Annotated in this window: 24 protein-coding genes; 8 read left to right on the plus strand and 16 right to left on the minus strand. The window is 69.1% G+C overall.

From position 1 onward, the window contains the following. Positions 1–2: 2 nt before the first annotated feature. Genes ilvC through ilvD form a run of 7 tightly spaced genes read left to right on the plus strand, consistent with a single transcriptional unit; the run spans position 3 to position 8701 of the window. Entirely contained in the window at positions 3–1028 is a 1026-nt protein-coding gene (gene ilvC / locus QN206_05735; GenBank protein ID MDR7614309.1) for a ketol-acid reductoisomerase, read from the plus strand. After that, positions 1025–2572 (plus strand): 2-isopropylmalate synthase, encoded by a 1548-nt coding sequence (locus QN206_05740; GenBank protein ID MDR7614310.1) that lies wholly within the window; start codon positions 1025–1027, stop codon positions 2570–2572. The genes ilvC and QN206_05740 overlap by 4 nt, the downstream gene beginning before the upstream one ends. 10 nt (positions 2573–2582) lie before the next feature. Further along, positions 2583–3863, plus strand: a complete 1281-nt coding sequence (gene leuC / locus QN206_05745) for a 3-isopropylmalate dehydratase large subunit (protein ID MDR7614311.1) — start codon at positions 2583–2585, stop codon at positions 3861–3863. Between the two features lie 10 nt (positions 3864–3873). Next, positions 3874–4374 carry a 3-isopropylmalate dehydratase small subunit gene (locus tag QN206_05750; protein MDR7614312.1) on the plus strand — a complete coding sequence of 167 codons (501 nt, stop codon included), beginning with the start codon at positions 3874–3876 and terminating at the stop codon, positions 4372–4374. 1 nt (position 4375) lies between these two features. After that, positions 4376–5971 carry a citramalate synthase gene (cimA, locus tag QN206_05755; protein MDR7614313.1) on the plus strand — a complete coding sequence of 532 codons (1596 nt, stop codon included), beginning with the start codon at positions 4376–4378 and terminating at the stop codon, positions 5969–5971. After that, on the plus strand, positions 5964–7016 hold the full coding sequence (gene leuB / locus QN206_05760; GenBank protein MDR7614314.1) for a 3-isopropylmalate dehydrogenase: 1053 nt from the start codon (positions 5964–5966) through the stop codon (positions 7014–7016). The genes cimA and leuB overlap by 8 nt, the downstream gene beginning before the upstream one ends. A gap of 17 nt (positions 7017–7033) precedes the next feature. Continuing rightward, entirely contained in the window at positions 7034–8701 is a 1668-nt protein-coding gene (ilvD, locus tag QN206_05765; protein MDR7614315.1) for a dihydroxy-acid dehydratase, read from the plus strand. On the opposite strand, the gene QN206_05770 is transcribed toward ilvD, so the two are convergent. The 14 genes from QN206_05770 to recG all read right to left on the minus strand — a co-directional run bounded on the left by QN206_05770 (position 8687) and on the right by recG (position 18998). Further along, a complete protein-coding gene (locus tag QN206_05770) occupies positions 8687–9130 on the minus strand; it encodes a DUF420 domain-containing protein (GenBank protein MDR7614316.1) in 444 nt (147 codons plus the stop codon). The two genes, ilvD and QN206_05770, sit on opposite strands and share 15 nt — an antisense overlap. Before the next feature lie 67 nt (positions 9131–9197). Continuing rightward, positions 9198–9683 carry an HIT domain-containing protein gene (locus QN206_05775; GenBank protein ID MDR7614317.1) on the minus strand — a complete coding sequence of 162 codons (486 nt, stop codon included), beginning with the start codon at positions 9681–9683 and terminating at the stop codon, positions 9198–9200. Between the two features lie 2 nt (positions 9684–9685). Further along, positions 9686–10399 (minus strand): ribonuclease III, encoded by a 714-nt coding sequence (gene rnc, locus QN206_05780; GenBank protein MDR7614318.1) that lies wholly within the window; start codon positions 10397–10399, stop codon positions 9686–9688. Between the two features lie 11 nt (positions 10400–10410). Continuing rightward, the gene (fabF, locus tag QN206_05785; protein MDR7614319.1) at positions 10411–11655 is read right to left on the minus strand and encodes a beta-ketoacyl-ACP synthase II; all 1245 of its coding nucleotides are present in this window, start codon (positions 11653–11655) and stop codon (positions 10411–10413) included. After that, positions 11652–11906, minus strand: a complete 255-nt coding sequence (gene acpP / locus QN206_05790; GenBank protein ID MDR7614320.1) for an acyl carrier protein — start codon at positions 11904–11906, stop codon at positions 11652–11654. Before acpP ends, fabF begins: the two co-directional genes overlap by 4 nt. Before the next feature lie 34 nt (positions 11907–11940). Next, entirely contained in the window at positions 11941–12696 is a 756-nt protein-coding gene (gene fabG, locus QN206_05795; GenBank protein MDR7614321.1) for a 3-oxoacyl-[acyl-carrier-protein] reductase, read from the minus strand. Beyond that, positions 12693–13634, minus strand: coding sequence for an ACP S-malonyltransferase (fabD, locus tag QN206_05800; GenBank protein ID MDR7614322.1), 942 nt, complete (start codon positions 13632–13634; stop codon positions 12693–12695). Before fabD ends, fabG begins: the two co-directional genes overlap by 4 nt. A 2-nt stretch (positions 13635–13636) precedes the next feature. Then, positions 13637–14623, minus strand: a complete 987-nt coding sequence (locus QN206_05805) for a beta-ketoacyl-ACP synthase III (protein ID MDR7614323.1) — start codon at positions 14621–14623, stop codon at positions 13637–13639. 44 nt (positions 14624–14667) lie between these two features. After that, positions 14668–14856, minus strand: coding sequence for a 50S ribosomal protein L32 (gene rpmF / locus QN206_05810; protein ID MDR7614324.1), 189 nt, complete (start codon positions 14854–14856; stop codon positions 14668–14670). Between the two features lie 27 nt (positions 14857–14883). Further along, on the minus strand, positions 14884–15387 hold the full coding sequence (locus tag QN206_05815) for a DUF177 domain-containing protein (protein ID MDR7614325.1): 504 nt from the start codon (positions 15385–15387) through the stop codon (positions 14884–14886). A 14-nt stretch (positions 15388–15401) separates the two neighbouring features. Next, on the minus strand, positions 15402–15851 hold the full coding sequence (locus QN206_05820) for a hypothetical protein (GenBank protein ID MDR7614326.1): 450 nt from the start codon (positions 15849–15851) through the stop codon (positions 15402–15404). A gap of 2 nt (positions 15852–15853) precedes the next feature. Then, positions 15854–16333, minus strand: a complete 480-nt coding sequence (coaD, locus tag QN206_05825) for a pantetheine-phosphate adenylyltransferase (GenBank protein MDR7614327.1) — start codon at positions 16331–16333, stop codon at positions 15854–15856. After that, the gene (gene rsmD / locus QN206_05830) at positions 16330–16878 is read right to left on the minus strand and encodes a 16S rRNA (guanine(966)-N(2))-methyltransferase RsmD (protein ID MDR7614328.1); all 549 of its coding nucleotides are present in this window, start codon (positions 16876–16878) and stop codon (positions 16330–16332) included. Before rsmD ends, coaD begins: the two co-directional genes overlap by 4 nt. 2 nt (positions 16879–16880) lie before the next feature. Beyond that, positions 16881–18998, minus strand: a complete 2118-nt coding sequence (gene recG, locus QN206_05835; protein MDR7614329.1) for an ATP-dependent DNA helicase RecG — start codon at positions 18996–18998, stop codon at positions 16881–16883. Positions 18999–19063: 65 nt separating this feature from the next. On the opposite strand from recG, the gene rpmB reads away from it, so the two are divergent. After that, the gene (gene rpmB / locus QN206_05840; protein MDR7614330.1) at positions 19064–19255 is read left to right on the plus strand and encodes a 50S ribosomal protein L28; all 192 of its coding nucleotides are present in this window, start codon (positions 19064–19066) and stop codon (positions 19253–19255) included. Here rpmB and hslO read toward each other — a convergent pair. Both hslO and QN206_05850 read right to left on the minus strand, forming a co-directional pair. Further along, a complete protein-coding gene (hslO, locus tag QN206_05845) occupies positions 19252–20124 on the minus strand; it encodes an Hsp33 family molecular chaperone HslO (GenBank protein ID MDR7614331.1) in 873 nt (290 codons plus the stop codon). The genes rpmB and hslO overlap by 4 nt on opposite strands. A 10-nt stretch (positions 20125–20134) precedes the next feature. Then, positions 20135–20779, minus strand: coding sequence for a thiamine diphosphokinase (locus tag QN206_05850; GenBank protein MDR7614332.1), 645 nt, complete (start codon positions 20777–20779; stop codon positions 20135–20137). Between the last annotated feature and the right edge of the window lie 13 nt (positions 20780–20792).

Raw genomic sequence — 20792 nt, forward strand, 5'->3', positions numbered from 1 at the left:
CCATGGCGCGGCTGTACTACGAGCAAGACGCGAATCCGGAGAGGATCCGGACCCAGCGCGTGGCCGTCCTGGGGTACGGAAGCCAGGGGCACGCCCATGCCCAGAACCTCCGGGACCAGGGGGTGGAGGTGGTGGTCGGCGCGCGGCCCGGAGGGACCTCCTGGCAGGCGGCGCAGGCGGACGGGTTCCCGGTGATGACGGTGGCGGAGGCGACCCGGTCCGCGGACGTCCTCGCCGTCCTCATCCCGGACATGGCCCAGGCCGCGGTGTACCGGGCCGAGATCGAGCCTCATCTGCGGCCGGGACAGGCCCTGGTGTTCGCCCACGGATTTACGGTCCACTACGGCCAGGTCACCCCCCCCAGGACCGTGGACGTCTTCCTCGTGGCCCCCAAGGCCCCGGGACATCGCATGCGGGAGGTGTTCCGGGAGGGCGGAGGGGTTCCGGGGCTCCTGGCGGTCCATCAGGATGCCACCGGACTCGCCCGGGAGCGGGCTCTCGCGTACGCGTGGGGGATCGGGTGCCTGCGGGCCGGGGTCCTGGAAACCACCTTCCGGGAGGAGACGGAAACGGACCTCTTCGGAGAGCAGGCGGTCCTGTGCGGGGGAGTTTCCGCCCTGATCCTGGCGGGCTTCGAAACCCTGGTGGAGGCGGGGTACCAGCCGGAGGTGGCGTACTTCGAGTGTCTGCACGAGCTGAAGCTCATCGTGGACCTCATGTACGAGGGAGGGCTCCGGTGGATGCGGCACTCCGTGTCGGACACCGCGGAGTACGGAGACTACACCCGGGGCCCCCGAATCATCGACGAGCACGTGCGGCAGCGCATGCGGGAGATCCTGCGAGAGATCCAGTCCGGGGAGTTCGCCCGAGAGTGGATCCAGGAGGCGGAGAGCGGCTTTCCAGGATTTTACGGGCTGCGGCGGGAAGCTGCGAACCATCCCATCGAGGAGGTGGGAGAACGGCTCCGCAGCATGATGCCCTGGCTCAAGGCCAAAAAGCAGCCCACGCAGGTGGGAGGGACGGGATGACGGATCGCGTGTACATTTTCGACACCACCCTCCGGGACGGCGAGCAGTCCCCGGGCTTTTCCATGACGGTTCACGAGAAGCTGGAGATGGCCCGCGCGCTCGCACGCCTGCGGGTGGACGTGATCGAGGCGGGCTTTCCCATCAGCTCCCCCGGCGACCTCGCCGCGGTGCAGCTCATCGCCCGGGAGGTGCGGGGTCCGGTGATCTGCGGGCTCGCTCGGGCCCACCCCAAGGACATCGAAGCGTGCTGGGAGGGCGTGCGGGAAGCAGAGCGGCCGCGGATCCACACCTTCATCGCCACCTCCCCCATCCACATGGAGCGCAAGTTGCGGATGCGACCCGACGAGGTGCTGGAGGCGGCCCGGGCTGCCGTGCGCCTCGCGCGCCGTCTGTGCCCGGAGGTGGAGTTCAGCTGTGAGGATGCCACTCGGTCGGAGGTGGACTTCCTCTGTCGGGTCGTGGAGGCGGCCATCGCGGAAGGGGCCGCGGTCATCAACATCCCCGACACCGTGGGATACACAACCCCCGAGGAGTACGCGGCCCTCATCCGCACCCTGCGGGAGCGGGTGCCCAACTCCGATCGGGTCATCTGGAGCGTGCACTGCCACGACGACCTCGGGCTGGCCGTGGCCAACTCCCTGGCCGGGATCCGGGCGGGGGCGCGTCAGGTGGAGGCCACCATCAACGGGATCGGGGAACGGGCGGGGAACGCGGCCCTGGAAGAGATCGTCATGGCCCTCCACGTACGCCGCGATCAGTTCGGGGTGCGAACCGGAGTGGACACCACGCAGATCTACCCCACAAGTCGCCTGCTGGTGGCCATCACGGGCGTGGAGGTGCAGCCGAACAAGGCCATCGTGGGCGCGAACGCCTTCGCGCACGAGGCCGGCATCCATCAGCACGGCGTGCTGAGCGATCCCCGCACCTACGAGATCATGACGCCCGCCTCCGTGGGGGTTCCCACCAACAAGCTGGTTCTGGGCAAGCACTCCGGCCGGCACGCCCTCGCGCACACGCTCCAGCAAATGGGGTTCAGCCTGACGGAGGAGGAGATGGAGCGGGTGTACACCCGGTTTAAGGTGCTGTGCGACCGGAAGAAGCGGGTGGAAGTAGGAGATCTCGTAGCCCTGGTGCAGGAGGGAGTCACCGCGCCTCCCGAGACCTACCGGCTGGTGTCCTTCCGGGTCAGTACCGCGAGCGATGAACCTCCGCACGCGGCGGTGCGTCTGGAAGTGGGAGGCCGTACGGTGGTGGCGGAGGCGACGGGGGACGGCCCCGTGGACGCCCTCTTCGCCGCCATCCAGGCCGCGAGCGGGCAGCGGGTGGAGCTTTTGGACTACAGCCTGCGCAGCGCCACCGGGGGGAGCGATGCGTTGGGGGAAGCGGTGTGCCGGCTGCGGAAGGAGGACCGGGTGGCGACGGGCCGGGGGAGCAGCACGGACGTGCTGGAAGCCAGCGCCCTCGCCTACCTCGCGGCCCTGAACAAGCTGGCCGAGCAACTCCCCCAGCCTCGTCGGGCCCCCACACAGACCGCGGTGGGATAGGAGGCGGCGCATGGGGATGACCATGACGGAGAAGATCCTGGCCCGGCACGCGGACCTTCCCGCGGTGAAGCCCGGGGACCTGGTGGAGTGCCGGGTGGACATGCTCTTCGCCAACGACATCACCGCGCCTCTGGCCATTCAGCAGTTCGAGCGCATCGGGGTGGATCGGGTCTTCGATCCGGATCGGGTGGCCTTCGTGCTCGACCACTATTCCCCCGCCAAGGACATCGCGAGCGCGGAGCAGTGCCGCATTACGCGGGAGTTCGTGCGCCGGCACGGCCTCCCGCACTTCTACGACGTGGGCCGGGCGGGGATCGCCCACGTCCTTCTGGCGGAGGAGGGGTTTGTCCTGCCCGGGGAGCTCTTCGTGGGGGCGGACTCCCATACCTGCAACCACGGAGCCCTGGGCGCGTTCGCCACGGGGGTGGGGAGTTCAGACCTGGCGGCCGCCATGGCCACGGGCCGGCTGTGGTTCCGGGTGCCGCACACCCTGAAGTTCGTGTTCACCGGGAGCCTGCGCCCCTGGGTGACGGGGAAGGATTTGGTGCTTCGCGTCATCGGGGACATCGGGGTGGACGGGGCCCGGTATGCGGCCATGGAGTTCAGTGGGCCGGTGCTGCAACAGCTCAGCTTGGACGAGCGCTTCTCCATCACCAACATGGCGGTGGAGGCGGGCGCCAAGAACGGGATCATGGAACCGGACGAGGTGGTGTTGGAGTGGGTGCGGCCCCGAGCCCGGCGGCCGTTCGTCCCCGTGTACGGGGACCCGGACGCGGAGTATGCGGCGGTGTACGAGTACGACGTCACGGACATGGAGCCCGTGGTGGCCGCTCCTCCGTCCCCGGACAACGTGGTCCCCGTGACGGAGGTGCAGGGGGTGCGGGTGGACCAGTGTTTCATCGGCACCTGCACCAATGGTCGGATCGAGGATCTGCGACAGGCCGCCCGGGTGCTGGCGGGACGCCGGGTGCATCCGGATGTGCGGCTCATCGTGATCCCCGCCACCCCGCACATCTACCGGCAGGCCCTGGAAGAGGGCCTCATCCAGATTTTCCTGGAGGCAGGGGCCGCGGTGAGCACGGCGACGTGCGGACCGTGCATCGGCGGCCACATGGGAGTGCTGGCGGACGGCGAGGTGTGCGTGTCCACCAGCAGCCGGAACTTCATCGGCCGGATGGGGCATCGGGGCAGCCGCGTGTACCTCTCCAACGCCGCGGTGGCCGCGGCCGCCGCGGTGGCGGGGAAGATCGTGCATCCCGCAGAGGTGGTGGGAAGTTCCGTGGCGGCCTGAGGTGAGGAAGATGGAGTTTCAGGGCAGGGCACACCGGCTGGGCGATCACATCGATACGGACCTCATCATCGCGGGACGGTACCTGGTCACCACGGACCCACAGCGGCTCGCGGAGCATCTGTTCGAAGATCTCGATCCCGATCTTCGGACCCGGATCCGACCAGGCGACATCCTGGTGGCGGGGGAGAACTTCGGACAGGGCAGCTCCCGCGAGCACGCCCCCCTCGCCATCCTGGGCGCGGGGGTGCGGGTGGTGGTGGCCGCTTCCTTCGCCCGCATCTTCTACCGCAACGCGTTCAACAACGGGTTGGTGCTCCTGGAGTGTCCCGAGGCCAGCCGTTCCGTTCAGGACGGGGATGAGCTCCGGATCGTCCTGGAGACGGGGGAGATCCGCAACCTCACCCGGGGCGAGATGTACCGGGCGCGTCCCATTCCCCCCTTCATGCGCCAGCTGGTGGAGGCGGGAGGCCTCATCCCGTACGTCCAGCAGCGGTTGGGGATCCTCCGGTAGCATGGAGCGGATCGAGATCTACGACACCACCTTGCGGGACGGGACCCAGGGGGCGGGCGTGGAGTTCTCCGCGGAGGACAAGCTGCGCTGTGCCCGAGCCCTGGATCAGCTGGGCGTGGATTTCATCGAAGGAGGGTGGCCCGGCAGCAACCCGCGGGACATGGAGTTCTTCCGGTTGGCCCGGGAGATTCCCTGGAGATCCGCGCGCCTCGTGGCCTTCGGCAGCACCCGTCGGGCAGGTCTGGAGGCCCACGCGGATCCCAACCTGCGGGCCCTCCTCGAGGCGGGGACGGAGTGGGTGACGGTTTTCGGGAAGAGCTGGGACCTGCACGTCCGCAAAGCCCTGCGCACCACCCTGGAGGAGAACCTCCGGATGATCGAGGACTCCGTCCGGTACCTCCGGGCCCAGGGCAGACGGGTGATCTACGATGCGGAGCACTTCTTCGACGGGTTCTACGCGAATCCGGAGTATGCCCTGGCCACGGTGCGGGTTGCCGCGGAGGCCGGGGCGGATCGGATCGTGCTGTGCGATACGAACGGGGGGCGGCTTCCCCACGAGATCGGGCCCGTGGTGCGCACGGTGCGGGAACGGCTCTCTGTCCCCCTGGGCATCCACACCCACAACGACACGGGCTGTGCGGTGGCCAACACGGTGGAGGCGGTCCGCGCGGGATGCGTGCACGTTCAGGGGACGATCAACGGATACGGGGAGCGATGCGGGAACGCGGATCTGTGCGTGGTCATTCCCAACCTGGTGCTTAAGCTGGGATACGCGTGTCTTCAACCCGATGCCCTCGTGCAGCTGGTGCACATCAGCCACCTGGTGGCGGAGCTCGCGAACCTTCCTCCCGACGAGTACCAACCGTATGTGGGCCGCAACGCCTTTGCCCACAAGGGAGGCGTACACGGGAGCGCGGTGCGTGCGGACCCCACCACCTACGAGCACGTGGCTCCGGAGCAGGTCGGGAATCGTCGTCGGTTCGTGGTCTCCGACCTCTCGGGCCGGGCCAACATCGTGAGCAAGGCGGAGGAGCTGGGACTCCAGCTGGATCCCCATAGTCCGACCACCGCCCGCATCCTCGAGCAGGTGAAGTGGTTGGAGTACACCGGGTACCAGTTCGAGGGTGCAGAAGCTTCCTTCGAACTGCTGGCCCGGCGGCTCCTGGGGGAGCCGGTGGACGGCTTCGAGGCGGGCCCCTTCCTGGTGGTGGTCCACCGGACGGACGGGCAGGCCCGCGCGGAAGCCACGGTGCGGGTGCGGGTGGATGGGGTGGAGGAGCACACCGCCGCGGAAGGGAACGGTCCCGTGCATGCTCTGGACCGGGCTCTGCGGAAGGCCTTGGAGCGGTTCTACCCGGAGATCCGGCGGATTCGGCTGGTGGACTATAAGGTGCGGGTGCTGAACGCGGAGGCAGCGACCGCGGCCCGGGTCCGGGTTCTCATCCAGTCCACGGACGGCGTGGAGCAGTGGGGGACGGTGGGGGTTTCGGAGAACGTGGTGGAGGCCAGCTGGATCGCCCTGGTGGACAGCCTGAACTACGCGCTCTGGCGAAACCGTACCCGGATCCCCTCGGTCCCTCAGACCTCGGATGCGTGAGTTTCGGGTCCTCCTGCTGGGCGGAGACGGGATCGGGCCGGAGGTGACCGGGGAGGCGGTACGGGTCCTGGAAGCGGTCTCCGGACGATGGGGAATTCGCTTCCAGTTCGAGGAGGCGCCCATCGGCGGAGCCGCCATCGACGAGTACGGAGACCCCCTTCCCGCCTTGACCCGCCGCAAGCTGCGGGAGGTGGACGCGGTCCTGCTGGGGGCCGTGGGGGGGCCAAAGTGGGACCAGGGAGAGGTCCGGCCGGAGGCGGGATTGCTGGAGCTCCGCAGGCTCCTCGGGGTGTACGCGAACCTCCGTCCCGCGGTCCTGTTCGACGGCCTGGAAGGTTGCTCCCCGCTTCGACCGGAGGTGGTGCGGGGGACGGATCTGTTGCTGGTGCGGGAGCTCACGGGAGGTCTGTACTTCGGGGAGCCCAAATTCCGGACGGAAATGCAGGCGGTGGACACCATGGCCTACGCTGCGGAGGAAGTGGCCCGGGTGGCCCGGGTGGCCTTCCGGGCCGCGGCGCGCAGGCGTGGGATGGTGCACTCCGTGGACAAGGCGAACGTGCTGGAGACCTCCCGGCTTTGGAGGGAGGTGGTCTCCCGGGTGGCGGAGGAGTTCCCCGGGGTCCGATTGCACCACATGCTGGTGGACACCTGCGCCATGGAACTGCTGCGTCGGCCCACCGCCTTCGACGTCATCCTCACGGAGAACACCTTCGGGGACATCCTCAGCGACGAAGCCGCCGCGGTGGTGGGCTCCATCGGGCTGTTGCCCTCCGCGAGCCTGGGGGATCGTCCCCCCTTTCTCTACGAGCCCGTGCACGGGTCCGCGCCGGATATCGCGGGGAAGGGGATCGCCAACCCCGTGGGGGCCATCCTCAGCGCGGCCATGATGCTCCGGTACTCCTTTGGGATGGAGGAGGCGGCGGCGGCGGTGGAGCGGGCTACGGAAGCGGTGCTCCGGGAAGGGGTGCGCCCGGCGGATCTCGGGGGATCCGCCTCCACGGAGGAGGTGGGGAGGGCCGTGGCGAAGCGGGTGGCCGAGGGCTAAGACCAGGAGGGATCCGGATGCGCAGCGACCTCATCAAATCCGGTGTTCCGCGCGCGGGGGCCCGGGCCATGCTCCGGGCGGTGGGGGTACGGGATGAGGATTTCCGGAAGCCGTTCGTGGGCGTGGTGAACACGTGGACGGACGGGATGCCCTGCAACGTGCACCTGAGGGATCTCGCGGAGGAACTGCGGGCGGGGATGCGGGACGCGGGGCTGGTGCCCTTTGAATTCGGGGCGCCCGCCATCGCGGATGGCATCTCCATGGGAACGCCGGGGATGCGGGCGAGCCTCATCAGCCGGGAGGTGATCGCGGACGCGGTGGAGCTGGTGGCCCAGGGCTACCTGTACGACGCCATGGTGGTCCTCGTGGGCTGCGACAAGACCATTCCTGGAGGGGCCATGGGCCTGTTGCGGAGCGGGGTGCCGGGAATGGTCCTGTACGGGGGATCCATCGCACCGGGAGTGTGGGAAGCCCGGAAGCTCACCATCGTGGAGGTGTACGAGGCCATCGGGCAGTTTGCCGCGGGGAGGATCGGGGAGAAGGAACTGGAAGCCGTGGAGCGGCACGCGGTTCCCGGGCCGGGGGCGTGCGGCGGGCAGTACACCGCGAATACCATGGCCATGGCCATGGAGGTGCTGGGGCTTTCCCCCATGGGCTACAACAGCATCCCCGCGGTGGTGCCGGAGAAGCGGGAGGCCACGCGCCGGGCCGCCTGGGTGCTGCTGGACGCCCTTCGGGCCAACCGCACCCCCCGGGAGTTCCTCACCCGCAACTCCTTCCTGAACGCCATCGCCGCGGTGGCGGCCACGGGCGGGTCCACCAACGCGGTCCTGCACCTGCTCGCCCTGGCCCGGGAGGCGGACGTGCCGTTGACCCTGGACGATTTCGACGCGGTAAGCCGCCGCACCCCCGTGATCGCGGACCTGCGGCCCTGGGGGAGATACACCGCCTGGGAGCTCTACGAGGCGGGGGGGACGCGGCTGGTGGTGCGGCGGTTGCTGGAGGCAGGGCTTCTGGATGGCGACCAGCGCACGGTGACCGGGCGGACCCTCGCGGAGGAGGTGGCGGACGCCACGGAGCTCCCGGGGCAGCAGGTGGTGGGAAGCGCGGACCGGCCCTTCAAGCCGCACGGCGGGCTTGTGGTGCTGCGGGGGTCTTTGGCTCCGGAGGGCGCGGTGCTGAAGCTGGCGGGGACGGAGCGGTTGTACTTCCGGGGACCTGCCCGGGTATTCGATGGCGAGGAGCAAGCCCTGCGGGCGGTGCTGGAGGGACGGATCCGGGCCGGGGACGTGGTGGTGATCCGGTACGAGGGACCCAAGGGGGCTCCGGGGATGCCGGAGATGCTCGCGGTCACCGCGGCCCTGGTGGGAGAAGGCCTGGGCCCGGAGGTCGCCCTGGTGACGGATGGCCGGTTTTCGGGCGGAACGCGAGGCCTGATGATCGGACACGTCTCTCCCGAGGCCCAGGTGGGCGGGCCGATCGCGCTGGTGGAGGAGGGAGATCTCATCACCGTCGACGTGGAGAACCGAAGGCTGGATCTGGAGATTCCAATGGAAGTCCTCGAGGCGCGTCGCGTGCGTTTTCGGCCCCGCCCCGTTCCGGATCTCACCGGGATCTTCCGCCGCTACGCGGCCCTGGTTTCCTCGGCCTCGGAAGGGGCCGTCCTCCGGCTACCGTCCGCCTGAGGGCATCCAGTACAGCATGGCGTAGATCCCCCACCCGGTGGCCGCCACGTAGAGCCATAGAGGGAAGGTGATGCGTGCGACGGCCTGGTGCGCCCGGTACTGGCCCCGGAAGGCCCGAAGGAGGGTGAGGGTCACGAGGGGCACAAGGGCGGTGGCGAGCACGGTGTGGGTGAGCAAGACGACGAGGTAGACGATGCGGAGAAGTCCCGTTCCGGAGAAGGGTTTGGATCCGAAGAGGGACCACCGGATGAGGTAGACCACGAGGAACAGGGCCGCGAACAGAGCAGCAACCAGCATCGCCGTGTGGTGGCGATGGACCTGTCCCCTGCGGATGAAGACGTAACCCGACACCACCCCGAACCCGCTCACCGCGATGAGCGCGGTGTTGAGGGCGGCCAGCCAGGATTCTGGTCTTGTGGTTTGGTCCATGTAGAAACCGTTGCTACAAGCCAGTACCCATCATCTGCGCATAATGAACATTATGTTAAGCATGTCTCTACCCCTCAGACAGGAACGCCTCCCGCAAGCTCCGGTAGGTTTCCCGGAGGTGCTGGGGGATGACCTTCACCTCCGCCAGCACCGGCATGAAGTTCGTGTCCCCAAACCACCGCGGGACCACGTGAACATGCAGGTGGTCCTCGATCCCCGCCCCCGCAGCCCGCCCCAAATTGATCCCCACGTTAAACCCATCCGGTCTGAAGGCCCGTCGAAGGGCCCGAACCGTTCGCGTCACCGCCTCCCACAGCCCCAAGGCCTCCTCCGCCCCCAACTCCTCGAGGCCCGCGGTGTGCCGGTAGGGGATGGCCATCACGTGCCCGCTGCTGTAGGGGAACAAGTTCAGCATCACAAAGGCCCACTCTCCCCTCCACACGATGAGATTCTCCTCGTCCTTTCCCTGCCGCGGTTTCGTGCAGAAAATGCAGCCTTCCTCCTGGGGGGCCTGGATGTATTCCAGTCGCCAGGGCGCCCACAGCTGCCGCATGTTCACAACACCCCCAACCGGCGCAGCGCATCCGCCGCCGCCGCCTGCTCGGCTTCCTTCTTGCTCTTTCCCCTCCCTTCCCCCAACACCCGCCCCGCCACCTCCACGACCGCCACGAACACCTTCGCGTGCTCCGGCCCCTCCGTGGCCGTGATGCGGTATTGGGGGACCACCCGGTCCCGCCGCTGGACCACCTCCTGCAGCTGGCCCTTGAAATCCCCCCGCATCTCCTCCAGCCGTCCCAGAAGGGGGCCGATCCAGCGGCTCACCAGCGCGTGGGCCACCCCGTAGCCCGCGTCCACGTACACGGCCCCCACCACCGCCTCCAACACATCCGCCAACAGCGAGGCCCGCTCCCGCCCGCCGCTCCGCTCCTCCCCCTTGCCCAGCAGGATGTACCGCCCCAGATCCAGGCTCCGGGCGATCTCCGCCAGCGTCGGCTCGCTCACCAGCCGCGCCCGCATCCGGGCCAACTCCCCCTCCCGCGCCGCGGGGAATCGCCGGTACAGGTGGTCGCTCACCACCAGGTTCAGAACCGCGTCCCCCAGGAACTCCAGTCGCTCGTACGACTCCAGATTGCCCGAGGTGTCCTCATGGGCATAGGAGCCGTGTACCAGGGCCCGTTCCAGGATCCGCGGGTCCCGGAACCGAACCCCCAACCGTTCCGCCAGTTGGAGGATCTGCTCCCCGCGAGATGTCCCGGACGGATGCGACACGGAGGACGCGCTCAGAGCTCAAGCCTCCGAACGGCCAGGGACGCGTTGTGCCCGCCGAATCCAAAGGCGTTGGACATGGCCACCCGCACCTCCGCGGGCCGAGGCCGGTTCGGCACGTAGTCCAGGTCGCAATCCGGGTCCGGAACCTCGTAGTTGATGGTGGGTGGGAGGACCTGATGCCAAAGGGCCAGCACGCAGGCGATGAGTTCCACACCGCCCGCCGCTCCCAGCAGATGGGCCGTCATGGACTTGGTGGAGCTCACCGCAAGCCGATACGCATGCTCTCCGAATACGCGCTTGATGGCCAGCGTCTCATACTTGTCGTTGTAGGGAGTGCTCGTTCCGTGCGCGTTGATGTAGTCCACCTCCTCCGGCCGCAGCTCCGCGTCCCGCAAGCATCGGGCCATGGCCAGGGCGGCCCCTTCCCCTTCCGGGTCCGGCTGGGTGATGTGGTAGGCGTCCGCGCTCATGCCGTACCCCACCAACTCGCAGTAGATCCGAGCATCCCGACGGAGCGCATGCTCCATCTCCTCCAGGATTACGATCCCTGCCCCTTCCCCCATCACGAACCCGTCCCGCTGTGCATCGAAGGGGCGCACCGCTTTTTCGGGCTCCTCGTTCCGGGTGGACATGGCCCGCATGGCGCAGAACCCTGCGATGGAGAGCTCCGTGATGGCCGCCTCCGTGCCGCCCGCGATCACCACGTCCGCCTCCCCTCGCTGGATGAGCCGAAAGGCATCCCCGATGGCGTGCCCGCCCGTAGCGCAGGCGGTCACCGGTGCCGTGTTCGGACCCCGGGCGCCCGTGAGGATGCTCACCGCTCCCGCCGCCATGTTGATGATGAGCATGGGGATGAAGAAGGGGCTGACCCGATCCGGTCCCCGGGTCAGCAGGACCTTGTGCTGCTCCTCCCACGTGATGGCCCCTCCGATCCCGGAACCGATCACCACGCCCACACGATCCGCGTTCTCCCGCGTGACCCGGAACCTCGCATCCTCCAGGGCCATGCGGGTGGCCGCGATGGCGAATTGGACGAATCGGTCGTTGCGCTTTGCCTCTTTCCGGTCCATCCAGTCCAGGGGGTCGAAGTCCAGGACCTCCGCGGCGATGCGGGTGGGATATCTCGAGGCGTCAAAGCTCTGGATGGGACGGACCCCGCTCCGGCCCTCCATGAGGGCGTTCCAGAACCGATCCTTCCCGATCCCGATGGGGGTGACGACCCCGATCCCCGTGACAACGACCCGGCGCTTGGTCATGCACGTTCCTTGGCGGCCAGGCGCTGCTCGATGTACTGCACTGCCTGCCCCACGGTCCGGATTTTCTCCGCCTCCTCATCCGGGATCTCGATCCCGAACTCCTCCTCCAGGGCCATCACCAGCTCCACCACGTCCAGGGAGTCCGCGCCCAGGTCCTCCACAAAGGAGGCCTCCTCCGTCACCTCCTCCCCGTTGACTCCCAGCTGCTCCACGATGATGGCCTTCACCCGCTCAAAGGTCGATGTGGTCATCCCGTTCCTCCCCTCCCGTGTGCCATGGAACCTCCTATTTCATAACCATACCTCCATCCACGTTCAAGACCTGCCCCGTGATGTACCCGGCCGCCTCACTGGCCAGGAACACGACCGCGGCCGCGACCTCCTCCGGCCGGGCGGTCCTCCCCATGGGGATGTTGGCCAGCAGCGCCGCCCGCTGTTGCTCCGTGAGCGCCTCCGCGAGCCCGGCCTCCACATATCCCGGGGCCACGGCATTCACCGTGATGTTGCGGCTTGCCACCTCTCGCGCCACCGCCCGGGTGAACCCGATGATCCCCGCCTTCGCGGCTACGTAGTTCGCCTGCCCCACATTCCCCACCTCCCCCACCACGGAGGTGATGTTGATCACGCGCCCCCACCGGGCCCGTAGCATATCCCGGAGCGCCTCCCGGGTACAGAGGAACGTCCCCGTGAGGTTGGTCTCCACAACCCGCTGCCATTCCTCCAGCCGCATCCGTACCAGCAACACATCCCGCAGGGTCCCCGCGTTGTTCACGAGGACGTCCACCCGGCCGAAGACCTCCCGGGCCTGGGCAAACAGCCGTGCCACCTCCTCCTCCCGCCGCACGTCCGCAGGAAGGGCGACGGCTTCCCCTCCCATCTGCCGGATCTCCCGTACCACTGCCTCCGCGGCCTCCTGTCGGGTTCCGTAGTGCACCACCACCCGGCACCCCACCTCCGCCAGGGCCCGACACACGGCTCCGCCGATGGCCCCGCTCCCGCCCGTCACCAGGGCCACTTTCCCGTCCAGGCGAAACCAGTTCATCCGTCCAGGGCCTCCACGACCTCCAGCGCGGCCGCCAGGGACGCCCGATCTTCTACGGACAGGGCCAGGGCGCCCGGGACCTGGCGCCGGATCAATCCGGAGAGGACCCTCCCGGGGCCGCACTCCACGAAGGTGTCCACGCCCTGCGCCGACATCCACGCCACGGACTGCGCCCACCGAACCGGACGGGCCACCTGCTCCACGAGCAGCCGGCGGATCTCGTCCCCCCGTTGCACGGGCCGTGCGGTGACGTTGGCGATCACGGGGACCTCCGGGTCCCGGATCGGTACCTCCTCCAGCACCGCGGCAAGCCGCTCCGCCGCCGGCCGCATCAGGCTCGTGTGGAAGGGAGCGGAGACCGCAAGCGGCACGGCCCTGCGGGCCCCTTGGGCTCTCGCGAGGCGAATGGCCTCCTCCACCGCTGTCCGGTCCCCGGCCACCACCACCTGATCGGGGCCGTTGTAGTTGGCCACCTCGCAGACGCCCACCTTCGCGGCTTTCTGGCAGATCTCCTCCACCGCCTCCGCATCCAGGTTCAGGATGGCCGCCATGGCCACTTCCCGGCCGGCGGCGGCCTCCTGCATGAAGATCCCCCGCAGGCGTACCACGCGCACCGCATCCTCGAAGGAGAGGGCCCCCGCGGCCACCAGGGCCGTGTACTCTCCCAGGCTGAGGCCTGCGACGTAGGCGGGGGGCGGGAGGTGTGGCCGCAGGGCCACAAGGCACGCGAGGCTCGTGGTGAGGATGGCGGGCTGGGTGTTGGCGGTCTGCTGGAGGAGATCGGCGGGTCCCCGGGCACACAGCTCCAGCAGGTCCATCCCCAAGACCTGACTCGCCCGCTCGAACAGGGCCCGGGACTCCGGATGGGCCTCCGCCATCTCCACCCCCATCCCCACGTACTGAGCGCCCTGTCCGGGAAACACGTACGCCAGCCGCACCGTTACCCCCAGCGCAGGGCACAGGCTCCCCAGGTCAGCCCGGCCCCGAAGGCCACGAGCACCGCGAGATCCCCGGATCGTAGGCGTCCCGTGGCCACCGCCTCGTAGAGGGCCACGGGGACGGAAGCCGCGGAGGTGTTCCCGTACCGGTCCACATTCACGAAGAACTTCTCCAAGGGTTGGCCCAGCCGCTCCGCCGCCGCCTGGATGATTCGGATGTTCGCCTGGTGGGGAATGAAGAGGTCCACCTCCTCAGGATCCACGCCGGCCCGCCGGCACGCCTCCTCGATGGCCCGGGGGATCACCCGGGCGGCGAACTTAAACACCTCCCGTCCGTTCATGGTGATGTAGTGGAGACCCCGTTCCACCGTCTCCCGGGAGGCGGGCAGGCGGCTCCCGCCCGCGGGCTGAGCGATGAGGGACGCCCCGGAGCCGTCCGCCCCCAGCCAGAAGGAGAGGATTCCCCGGCGGCCATCCGAGGGGACCATGACCACCGCCCCCGCGGCGTCTCCGAACAGCACGCACGTGGTTCGATCCTCCCAGTTTACGATCTTGCTCAGCGTGTCCGCGCCCACCACCAGCACCCGCCGTGCCATGCCTGCCACGATGTGGGCATGGCCCATGGCCATGGCGTATACGAAGCTGCTGCAGGCCGCGGAGATGTCCACCGCGGCCGCGGCCCGGGCGCCCAACCGGTCCTGCAGGATACAGGCGGTGGCCGGGAAGATGGCATCCGGCGTCGCGGTCCCCACCAGGATGAGGTCCAGGTCCTCCGCGGATACCGAGGCCGCCTGCAGGGCCTCCCGGGCGGCCTCTAGGGCCAGGTCGGAGGTCGCCTGGTCCTCCCGGGCGACGCGACGTTCCCGGATTCCCGTGCGGGTCGTGATCCACGCATCCGTGGTGTTTACCCGCTGCTCCAGGTCCGCATTCGTGAGGACCCGTTCCGGAATGCATCGTCCCATCCCTGCAATGCGGCTGGACCCGATCACGGTCTTCCTCCTCCGTCCGACGCTCCGGTGGATGCGTGGGGGATCTAGGATCGGCCTGCTTTCTCCTCGGGGATCACGGCCCGGCCGTTGTAGTACCCGCACCGGGGGCAGACCCGGTGGGGAAGGACGGGCTCTTTACAGCGCGGGCACGGGACCAGGTTCGGCCGCTCCACCCGCCACAGGGCGCGGCGCCTGGCCACCCGCATGTGGGAGTGCCGCATGGACCGGCTCATCTCCGCTCACCTCCGGACACACTACGCTCACTCTACTCTGAAGCGCTCCAGGACGGCAAGACGTGGGTCTCGGGCAACGGGCACGCAGTCGCAAGGGTCGACGTTTCGGTCCGCCCCGCACACGGGGCACAGGCCCGCGCAGTCCGGGCGGCACAAGGGGGCCTGCGGGAGGGCGAGCAGGAGGTGCTGCCAGAAGATCTCCTCCACCTCGAGGTCCCCGTCCAGGGGGAAGATGAAATCCCCCTCCTCCAGCTCCCCGCCCCACGCCGGCTGAAGGGCGGGATCGAAGAGCTCGTTGACCTGGACGGAGATCGTCCCCACGAACTCCCGTAGGCAGCGGGCACAGGTCTGCCGGACGTCCGCCGAGGCTTCCCCGCTTAATCGGATCCGCGTCCCCTCGGCCCGCACCCAAGCCCGGCCCCGCATGGGGCCCACGAAGCCCACGTCTTCCATCTGCGAGGGGACGGATCCGCGAAGGTCCACCACCACGCCCCCGGGATCCTGAAAGATTTCCGGAACCGCGATCCTCATCCCCGCACCTCGAGCTACCTCTCCTTCCGATCCTCCAGCATCTGCTTCCCCTTCCGGATGCTCAGGAGGACCCGCAGGACTCCTTGTTCCAGATCGTCCAGGACCTGCCGCGCGTACGCGTCCGCCCCCCTCCGGGTCTCCTCCGCCGCCATTTGGGCCGCGTGGAGGATCTCCTCCGCCCGGCGCTGCGCCAGCTTCACCACCTCGTGCTCCCCGCTCAGGCGCAGGGCATGCTCCTGTGCCCGGAGGACGATTTCCCGGGCCTCCTCCTGGGCCCGGATCAACAGCTGCTCCGCCTCCGCCCGCATCCGCTGGGCTTCCTGGAGATCCCGGGGGAGGCGGGCCCGGATCATCTGGAGCAGGGTGCGTACCTCCCTTTCCTCTGCCCCCCGGCGGTCCCGCGGGGAGGGCTTCGAGGAGACCAGCTGCTCCAGGTGGTCCAGCAACTCCCAAACCGTCTCCACGGTTACCGCTGCACCTTCCCGCGAAGCCGCTCCAGCACCCCACGGGGGACCAGTTCCGAGACGTCTCCGCCCAGCCTGGCCACTTCCTTGATGAGGGTGGAGCTCAGGTAGGCGAGCTCCGGGCTTGTGGGCAAGAAGAGGGTCTCCACCTCCGGAGCGAGACGCCGGTTCATCATGGCCATCTTCATCTCCGCATCGAAATCCATGGTCGCCCGCAGCCCCTTGACGATCACCCGAGCCCCGCAGCGCCGTGCAAAGGAGACGGTGAGGTCCTCGAAGGCCTCCACCCGGACCCCCCCAAGGCCAGCCACCGCCTCCCGGATCATCTCCACCCGTTCCTCGGGGCTGAAGAGGGGGCGCTTTGCGGGGTTGTGGGCGACCCCCACCACCAAGGTAGGGAAGAGCCCGACGGCCCGCACGATGATGTCCAGGTGCCCGAGGTGGATGGGATCGAAGGTGCCCGGATAGACCGCGATGGTCACGTTCCCCTCCAGATCAGGATTCGCACCCGGGTGTCCCCGTAGCGCCGATCCCGCACGACCTCGTAGCCCGCTGGGATCTGCACCGCTTCCCGAACCGCGCTCTCCGCCACCACGGCGGCCCCAGGAGCCAGCAGCCCGGAGGTCGCGAGGGCCTCCAACGTCCGTTCCACGAGCCCCGTCCCGTACGGGGGATCGAGGAACACGAGGTCGAACCGGTGACCTCGTCGTCCGAGGGAGACTAGGGCCCGGAAGACGTCCATGGGCCATACCTCCCCCTGGTCCTCCCACCCGCCTTCCGCGAGGTTTGCCCGGAGCGTCCGCACCGCCCGAGGTGCCCGCTCCACGAACACGGCCCACCGGGCTCCCCGGCTCAGGGCCTCCAGACCCAAGGTCCCCGCGCCGGCAAAGAGGTCCAGGACCCGGGCTTGCCGGACCCGTTCCCCCAGCATGTTGAAGATGGCGGACCGGGCTCGCTCCTGGGTCGGTCGTACCCCCGGGGGAACCCGGATCCTCCTGCCTCTGCTCGTCCCCGCCCCGATCCGCATGATCAGCCCACCGCCAGCAGCGCCGCGGATCCCTCGTACCGGGCCAGAAGGGTCCGCCGCAGGGCTTCGTGTTCGGGCTGCTCCAACCGGGGATCCGCGGTAAGGATGAGGGAGGCAGCTTCCCGCGCCCGCTCCAGGAGGGGTCCGTCCCGGAGGGGGTTCGCGACCCGGAAGTCAGGAAGGCCGTGCTGCCGCGTCCCGAATAGCTCCCCCGGCCCCCGGAGTTCCAGGTCCACCTGGGCGATCTCGAAGCCATCGTTGGTACGGACCAGGGCCTCCAGCCGCCGCCTCCCCTCCTCCGAGCTCGGCTCCGCGATCAGGATACAGTAAGCCCTCTGGCCGCCTCGCCCCACCCGACCCCGGAGCTGATGCAGCTGGGCGAGCCCGAACCGCTCCGCGTGCTCCACCACCATGACGGTGGCGTTCGGCACGTCCACCCCCACCTCGATCACGGGGGTGGCCACCAGGATGGAGATCTCTCCTTCCCGGAAGGCCTGCATAACCCGTTCCTTGTGCTCCACCTCCATCCGTCCGTGCAAGAGCCCCACCCGCAGATCCGGGAACACGCGCCCGCGCAGGTCCTCGTAGAGCTCCGTGGCCGCCTGCACGTCCAGCTTCTCGGACTCCTCCACAAGGGGACAGACGATGTACGCCTGACGGCCCGCCTCCACCTCCCGCCGGACGAAGGCGTAGATGCGCTCCCGGTCCGCGGGCGTCCGGAGGTAGGTGCGCACGGGGACGCGGCCGGGGGGAAGCTCGTCGAGCACGGAGATGTCCAGATCCCCGTACAGGGTGAGGGCCAGGGTGCGGGGAATGGGGGTGGCGGTCATCACCAGCACGTCCGGATCCCGGGCCTTCTGGCGGAGGGCGGCCCGCTGGGCAACCCCAAACTTGTGCTGCTCGTCCACGATCACCAAGGCCAGCCGGTGAAAGGCCACGTCCTCCTGGAGGAGCGCGTGCGTGCCCACCACCAGATCGGCCTCTCCGGATGCGATCTCCGCCCGGCGTGCCTCCCGCTCTCCTCGTCCGAGACCTCCCGTGAGCAGGACCGTGCGGATGCCCAGGGGTTCCAGCAGACGACGGAAGGTGAGGTAGTGCTGCTCCGCCAGGATTTCCGTGGGCGCCATGACCGCCGCTTGGAACCCTCCCTGGACCGCGATCACCACCGCGGCCGCGGCCACCGCGGTCTTCCCGGAACCCACCTCTCCCTGCAGCAGGCGGTTCATGGGATGCGGGGAATACATGTCCCGTGCGATCTCCTGGATGGCCCTTTGCTGGGCCCGGGTGAGGGAGAAGGGCAGGGAGGCAAAGAAGGCCTCCAGCATCCCGCCCTCCGTCCGGTACCGGTGGGGCTTCGTGGCCGTGCTCGCCTCCCGCCGGCGCAGCAGGAGGGCCAGCTGCAGGATCAGGAGCTCCTCAAAGGCCAGCCGCCGTCGGGCACGTTCGGCCTCCTCCAGGCTCGTGGGAAAGTGCACGGCCCGCAGGGCCTGGGCGAGCGGCAGAAGCCCGAAACGCTCCCGAATTCCCTCCGGAAGGGTTTCGGGGACCCATCGGGCGTACTGCTGGACCGCGGTGTGGATCACCCGCCGGAGGACCCGGGCGGAGAGGCCCTCCGTGACGGAGTGGACCGGGACGATGCGGCCCGTATGGAGGGACGAAGCCGTGCCCTCCGTGAGGACCTCGAACTCCGGGTTCTCGATCTCGATCTGGCCGAAGGCCCGGCGCACCCGTCCCCAAACCACGATCTCCGTACGGGGCTGGAGGGCTTTGTGGAGGTGCCGGTTCCCCCAGAACTTCAGCACGCCTACCGCGGTGCCGTCCGTCACGTACACCTCCGTCAGGGTCCTCCCCGTGCGCAGTTGCGGGGTGTGCAGCCGCACCACGGTGGCCCGGAAGGTTCGGTGCTCGCCGTGGGGGGCGTCGTAGAGACGGCTGAAGTGCCGCCGGTCTTCGTACCGGCGCGGGACGTGGTACAGGAGGTCCTCCACCGTCTCCAGGCCCAGACGGCGCAGCTGGTCCGCGAGGGCGGGACCCACACCCCGGACCGCCTCTACGCCCTGCTGCAGCCCACCCGACCCGCTGGCCATTCGAGGAGTTGTGTTCGCACCCTTCCGTCTCATCTCCTCCGATCCTTTCGCTCCCTTCCCGCCTATGGTAGAATGCGCCGGGTCAAGGAGGGAGGAACATGGCACGGGTGTGCGAGATCTGCGGCAAGCGACCGGCGAGCGGTCATAGCGTCTCCTTCAGCAACCGGCACACGAAGCGGCGCTTTCTCCCAAACCTCCAGCGGGTACGCGCCCGGATCGGAGGAGGGGTCCGGCGGATCACCGTCTGCACCACCTGCCTGCGCTCGGGCCGCGTCCGGCGGGCAGTCTAGGCAAAACTCCGGAGCAGGTCGCGCAGGGCGGGACCGTCAAGCAGGTAGCGCTCCCCGCAGAACCGGCACCGGACCTCGGCTTGGCCCTGCTCCTCCAGGAGGGCGGTGAGCTCCTGCGGGCCCAGGCTCGCGAGAACCTCCCGCACCCGCTCCGTCGAGCAGGTGCACCGGAACCGGAGGGGCCGTTCTTCCAGCACCTGAAACGGCAGATCCCCAAGCGCCACCTGGAGGATCTCCGCAGGCCGCAACCCCTGCCGCACGAGGGCCGTGACGGGCGGGAGCGCGCGGGCGTGGGCGTCCAGGTAGGCGAGGACCTGCTCAGGGGCCCGCGGCAGGACCTGCACGAGAAAACCGCCCGCGGCGACCACCCGGCCGTCGGCTTCCACCAGCACGCCCAAGGCCACCACGGAGGGGATCTGTTCGGACTGCGCGAAGTAGTAGGCCAGATCCTCCCCGATCTCCCCGGAGACGAGGGGGGCGCTTCCGTGATACGGGTATCGCAGACCCAGGTCCCGGGTCACGTGGAGGGTCCCCCGGCCCACCGCGGCGCCTACATCCAGCTTGCGGGGTCGCCGGAGGGGGAGGTGGACGTGGGGATTCTGGACGTATCCCCGCACGGCCCCCTCCGCGGTCCCGTCCGCCAGGATCCCGCCAAGCGGACCATCTCCCAGGATGCGAAGGGTTACCTTCTGGCCATGCTTGAGGGTGCCCGCGAGCAGCCCGGAGGCGGTCAGGGCCCGCCCCAGGGCTGCCGTGGCCGTGGGCGCGGTCCCGTGGCGAAGCCTTGCCTCCTCCACCAGCCGCGTGGTCACGGAGGCAAACGCCCGAACCGACCCGTCCGCTCCCAGCGCCCGCACCAGGGTATCCACGGAGCGACCCTCACCGGCTCCTGCGGATTCGGATGGCCAGAAGTTCTCCGTCCCGCACCTCCACCTCCGGATCCGGGTCCACCACCTCATTGCTGATCCCCCGGGAGGACCCAAGCCTCAAGGTGCCCTCCATGAGGGCAAACCGCAAGCCCCGGGTGGAGATTCCCGAGCTCACCGGCGCCAGGGAAAAGAGGGAGACCATGTCCCCGGGGCGGGCATCCAGTCGAACCCGACCCCGCACCACCTGGGCCAGGGTCCCGCCCTGCCGGATCCGGAGGTCAAGACCCCGCTGGGCCGCGTAGTGCAGGAGGAGAAGGTTCCCGAGGAGGTGGTCCGGACGTCCCCCGAGGGCGCTCAGAAGGTATGCCCTCCGGTAGCCCCGCTCTGCCACGAGATCCACGGCCAGTTCCGTATCTGTCTTGTCCTTGTCTTTTGGATGCACCACGACCTGCGCACCGATCCGCTCCAGCCACGCCAAGGTGTCCGGATCCAGGGAGTCCAGATCGCCTACCGCCACGTGTGGGTGCCACCCTGCCTTCCGGGCCCGCACGGCGCCGCCGTCTGCACACACGACGAGGGCGGCGCCCCTCAGCCCCCTCGGCAACGAGCCCCGGCCGCCGCTCACGATCACCGCCACCGGATCCGTCCTCCGCACGACCACCCACCGG

The sequence above is a fragment of the Armatimonadota bacterium genome, from assembly GCA_031460175.1.
Taxonomy (GTDB): Bacteria; Sysuimicrobiota; Sysuimicrobiia; order Sysuimicrobiales; family Sysuimicrobiaceae; genus Sysuimicrobium; species Sysuimicrobium tengchongense.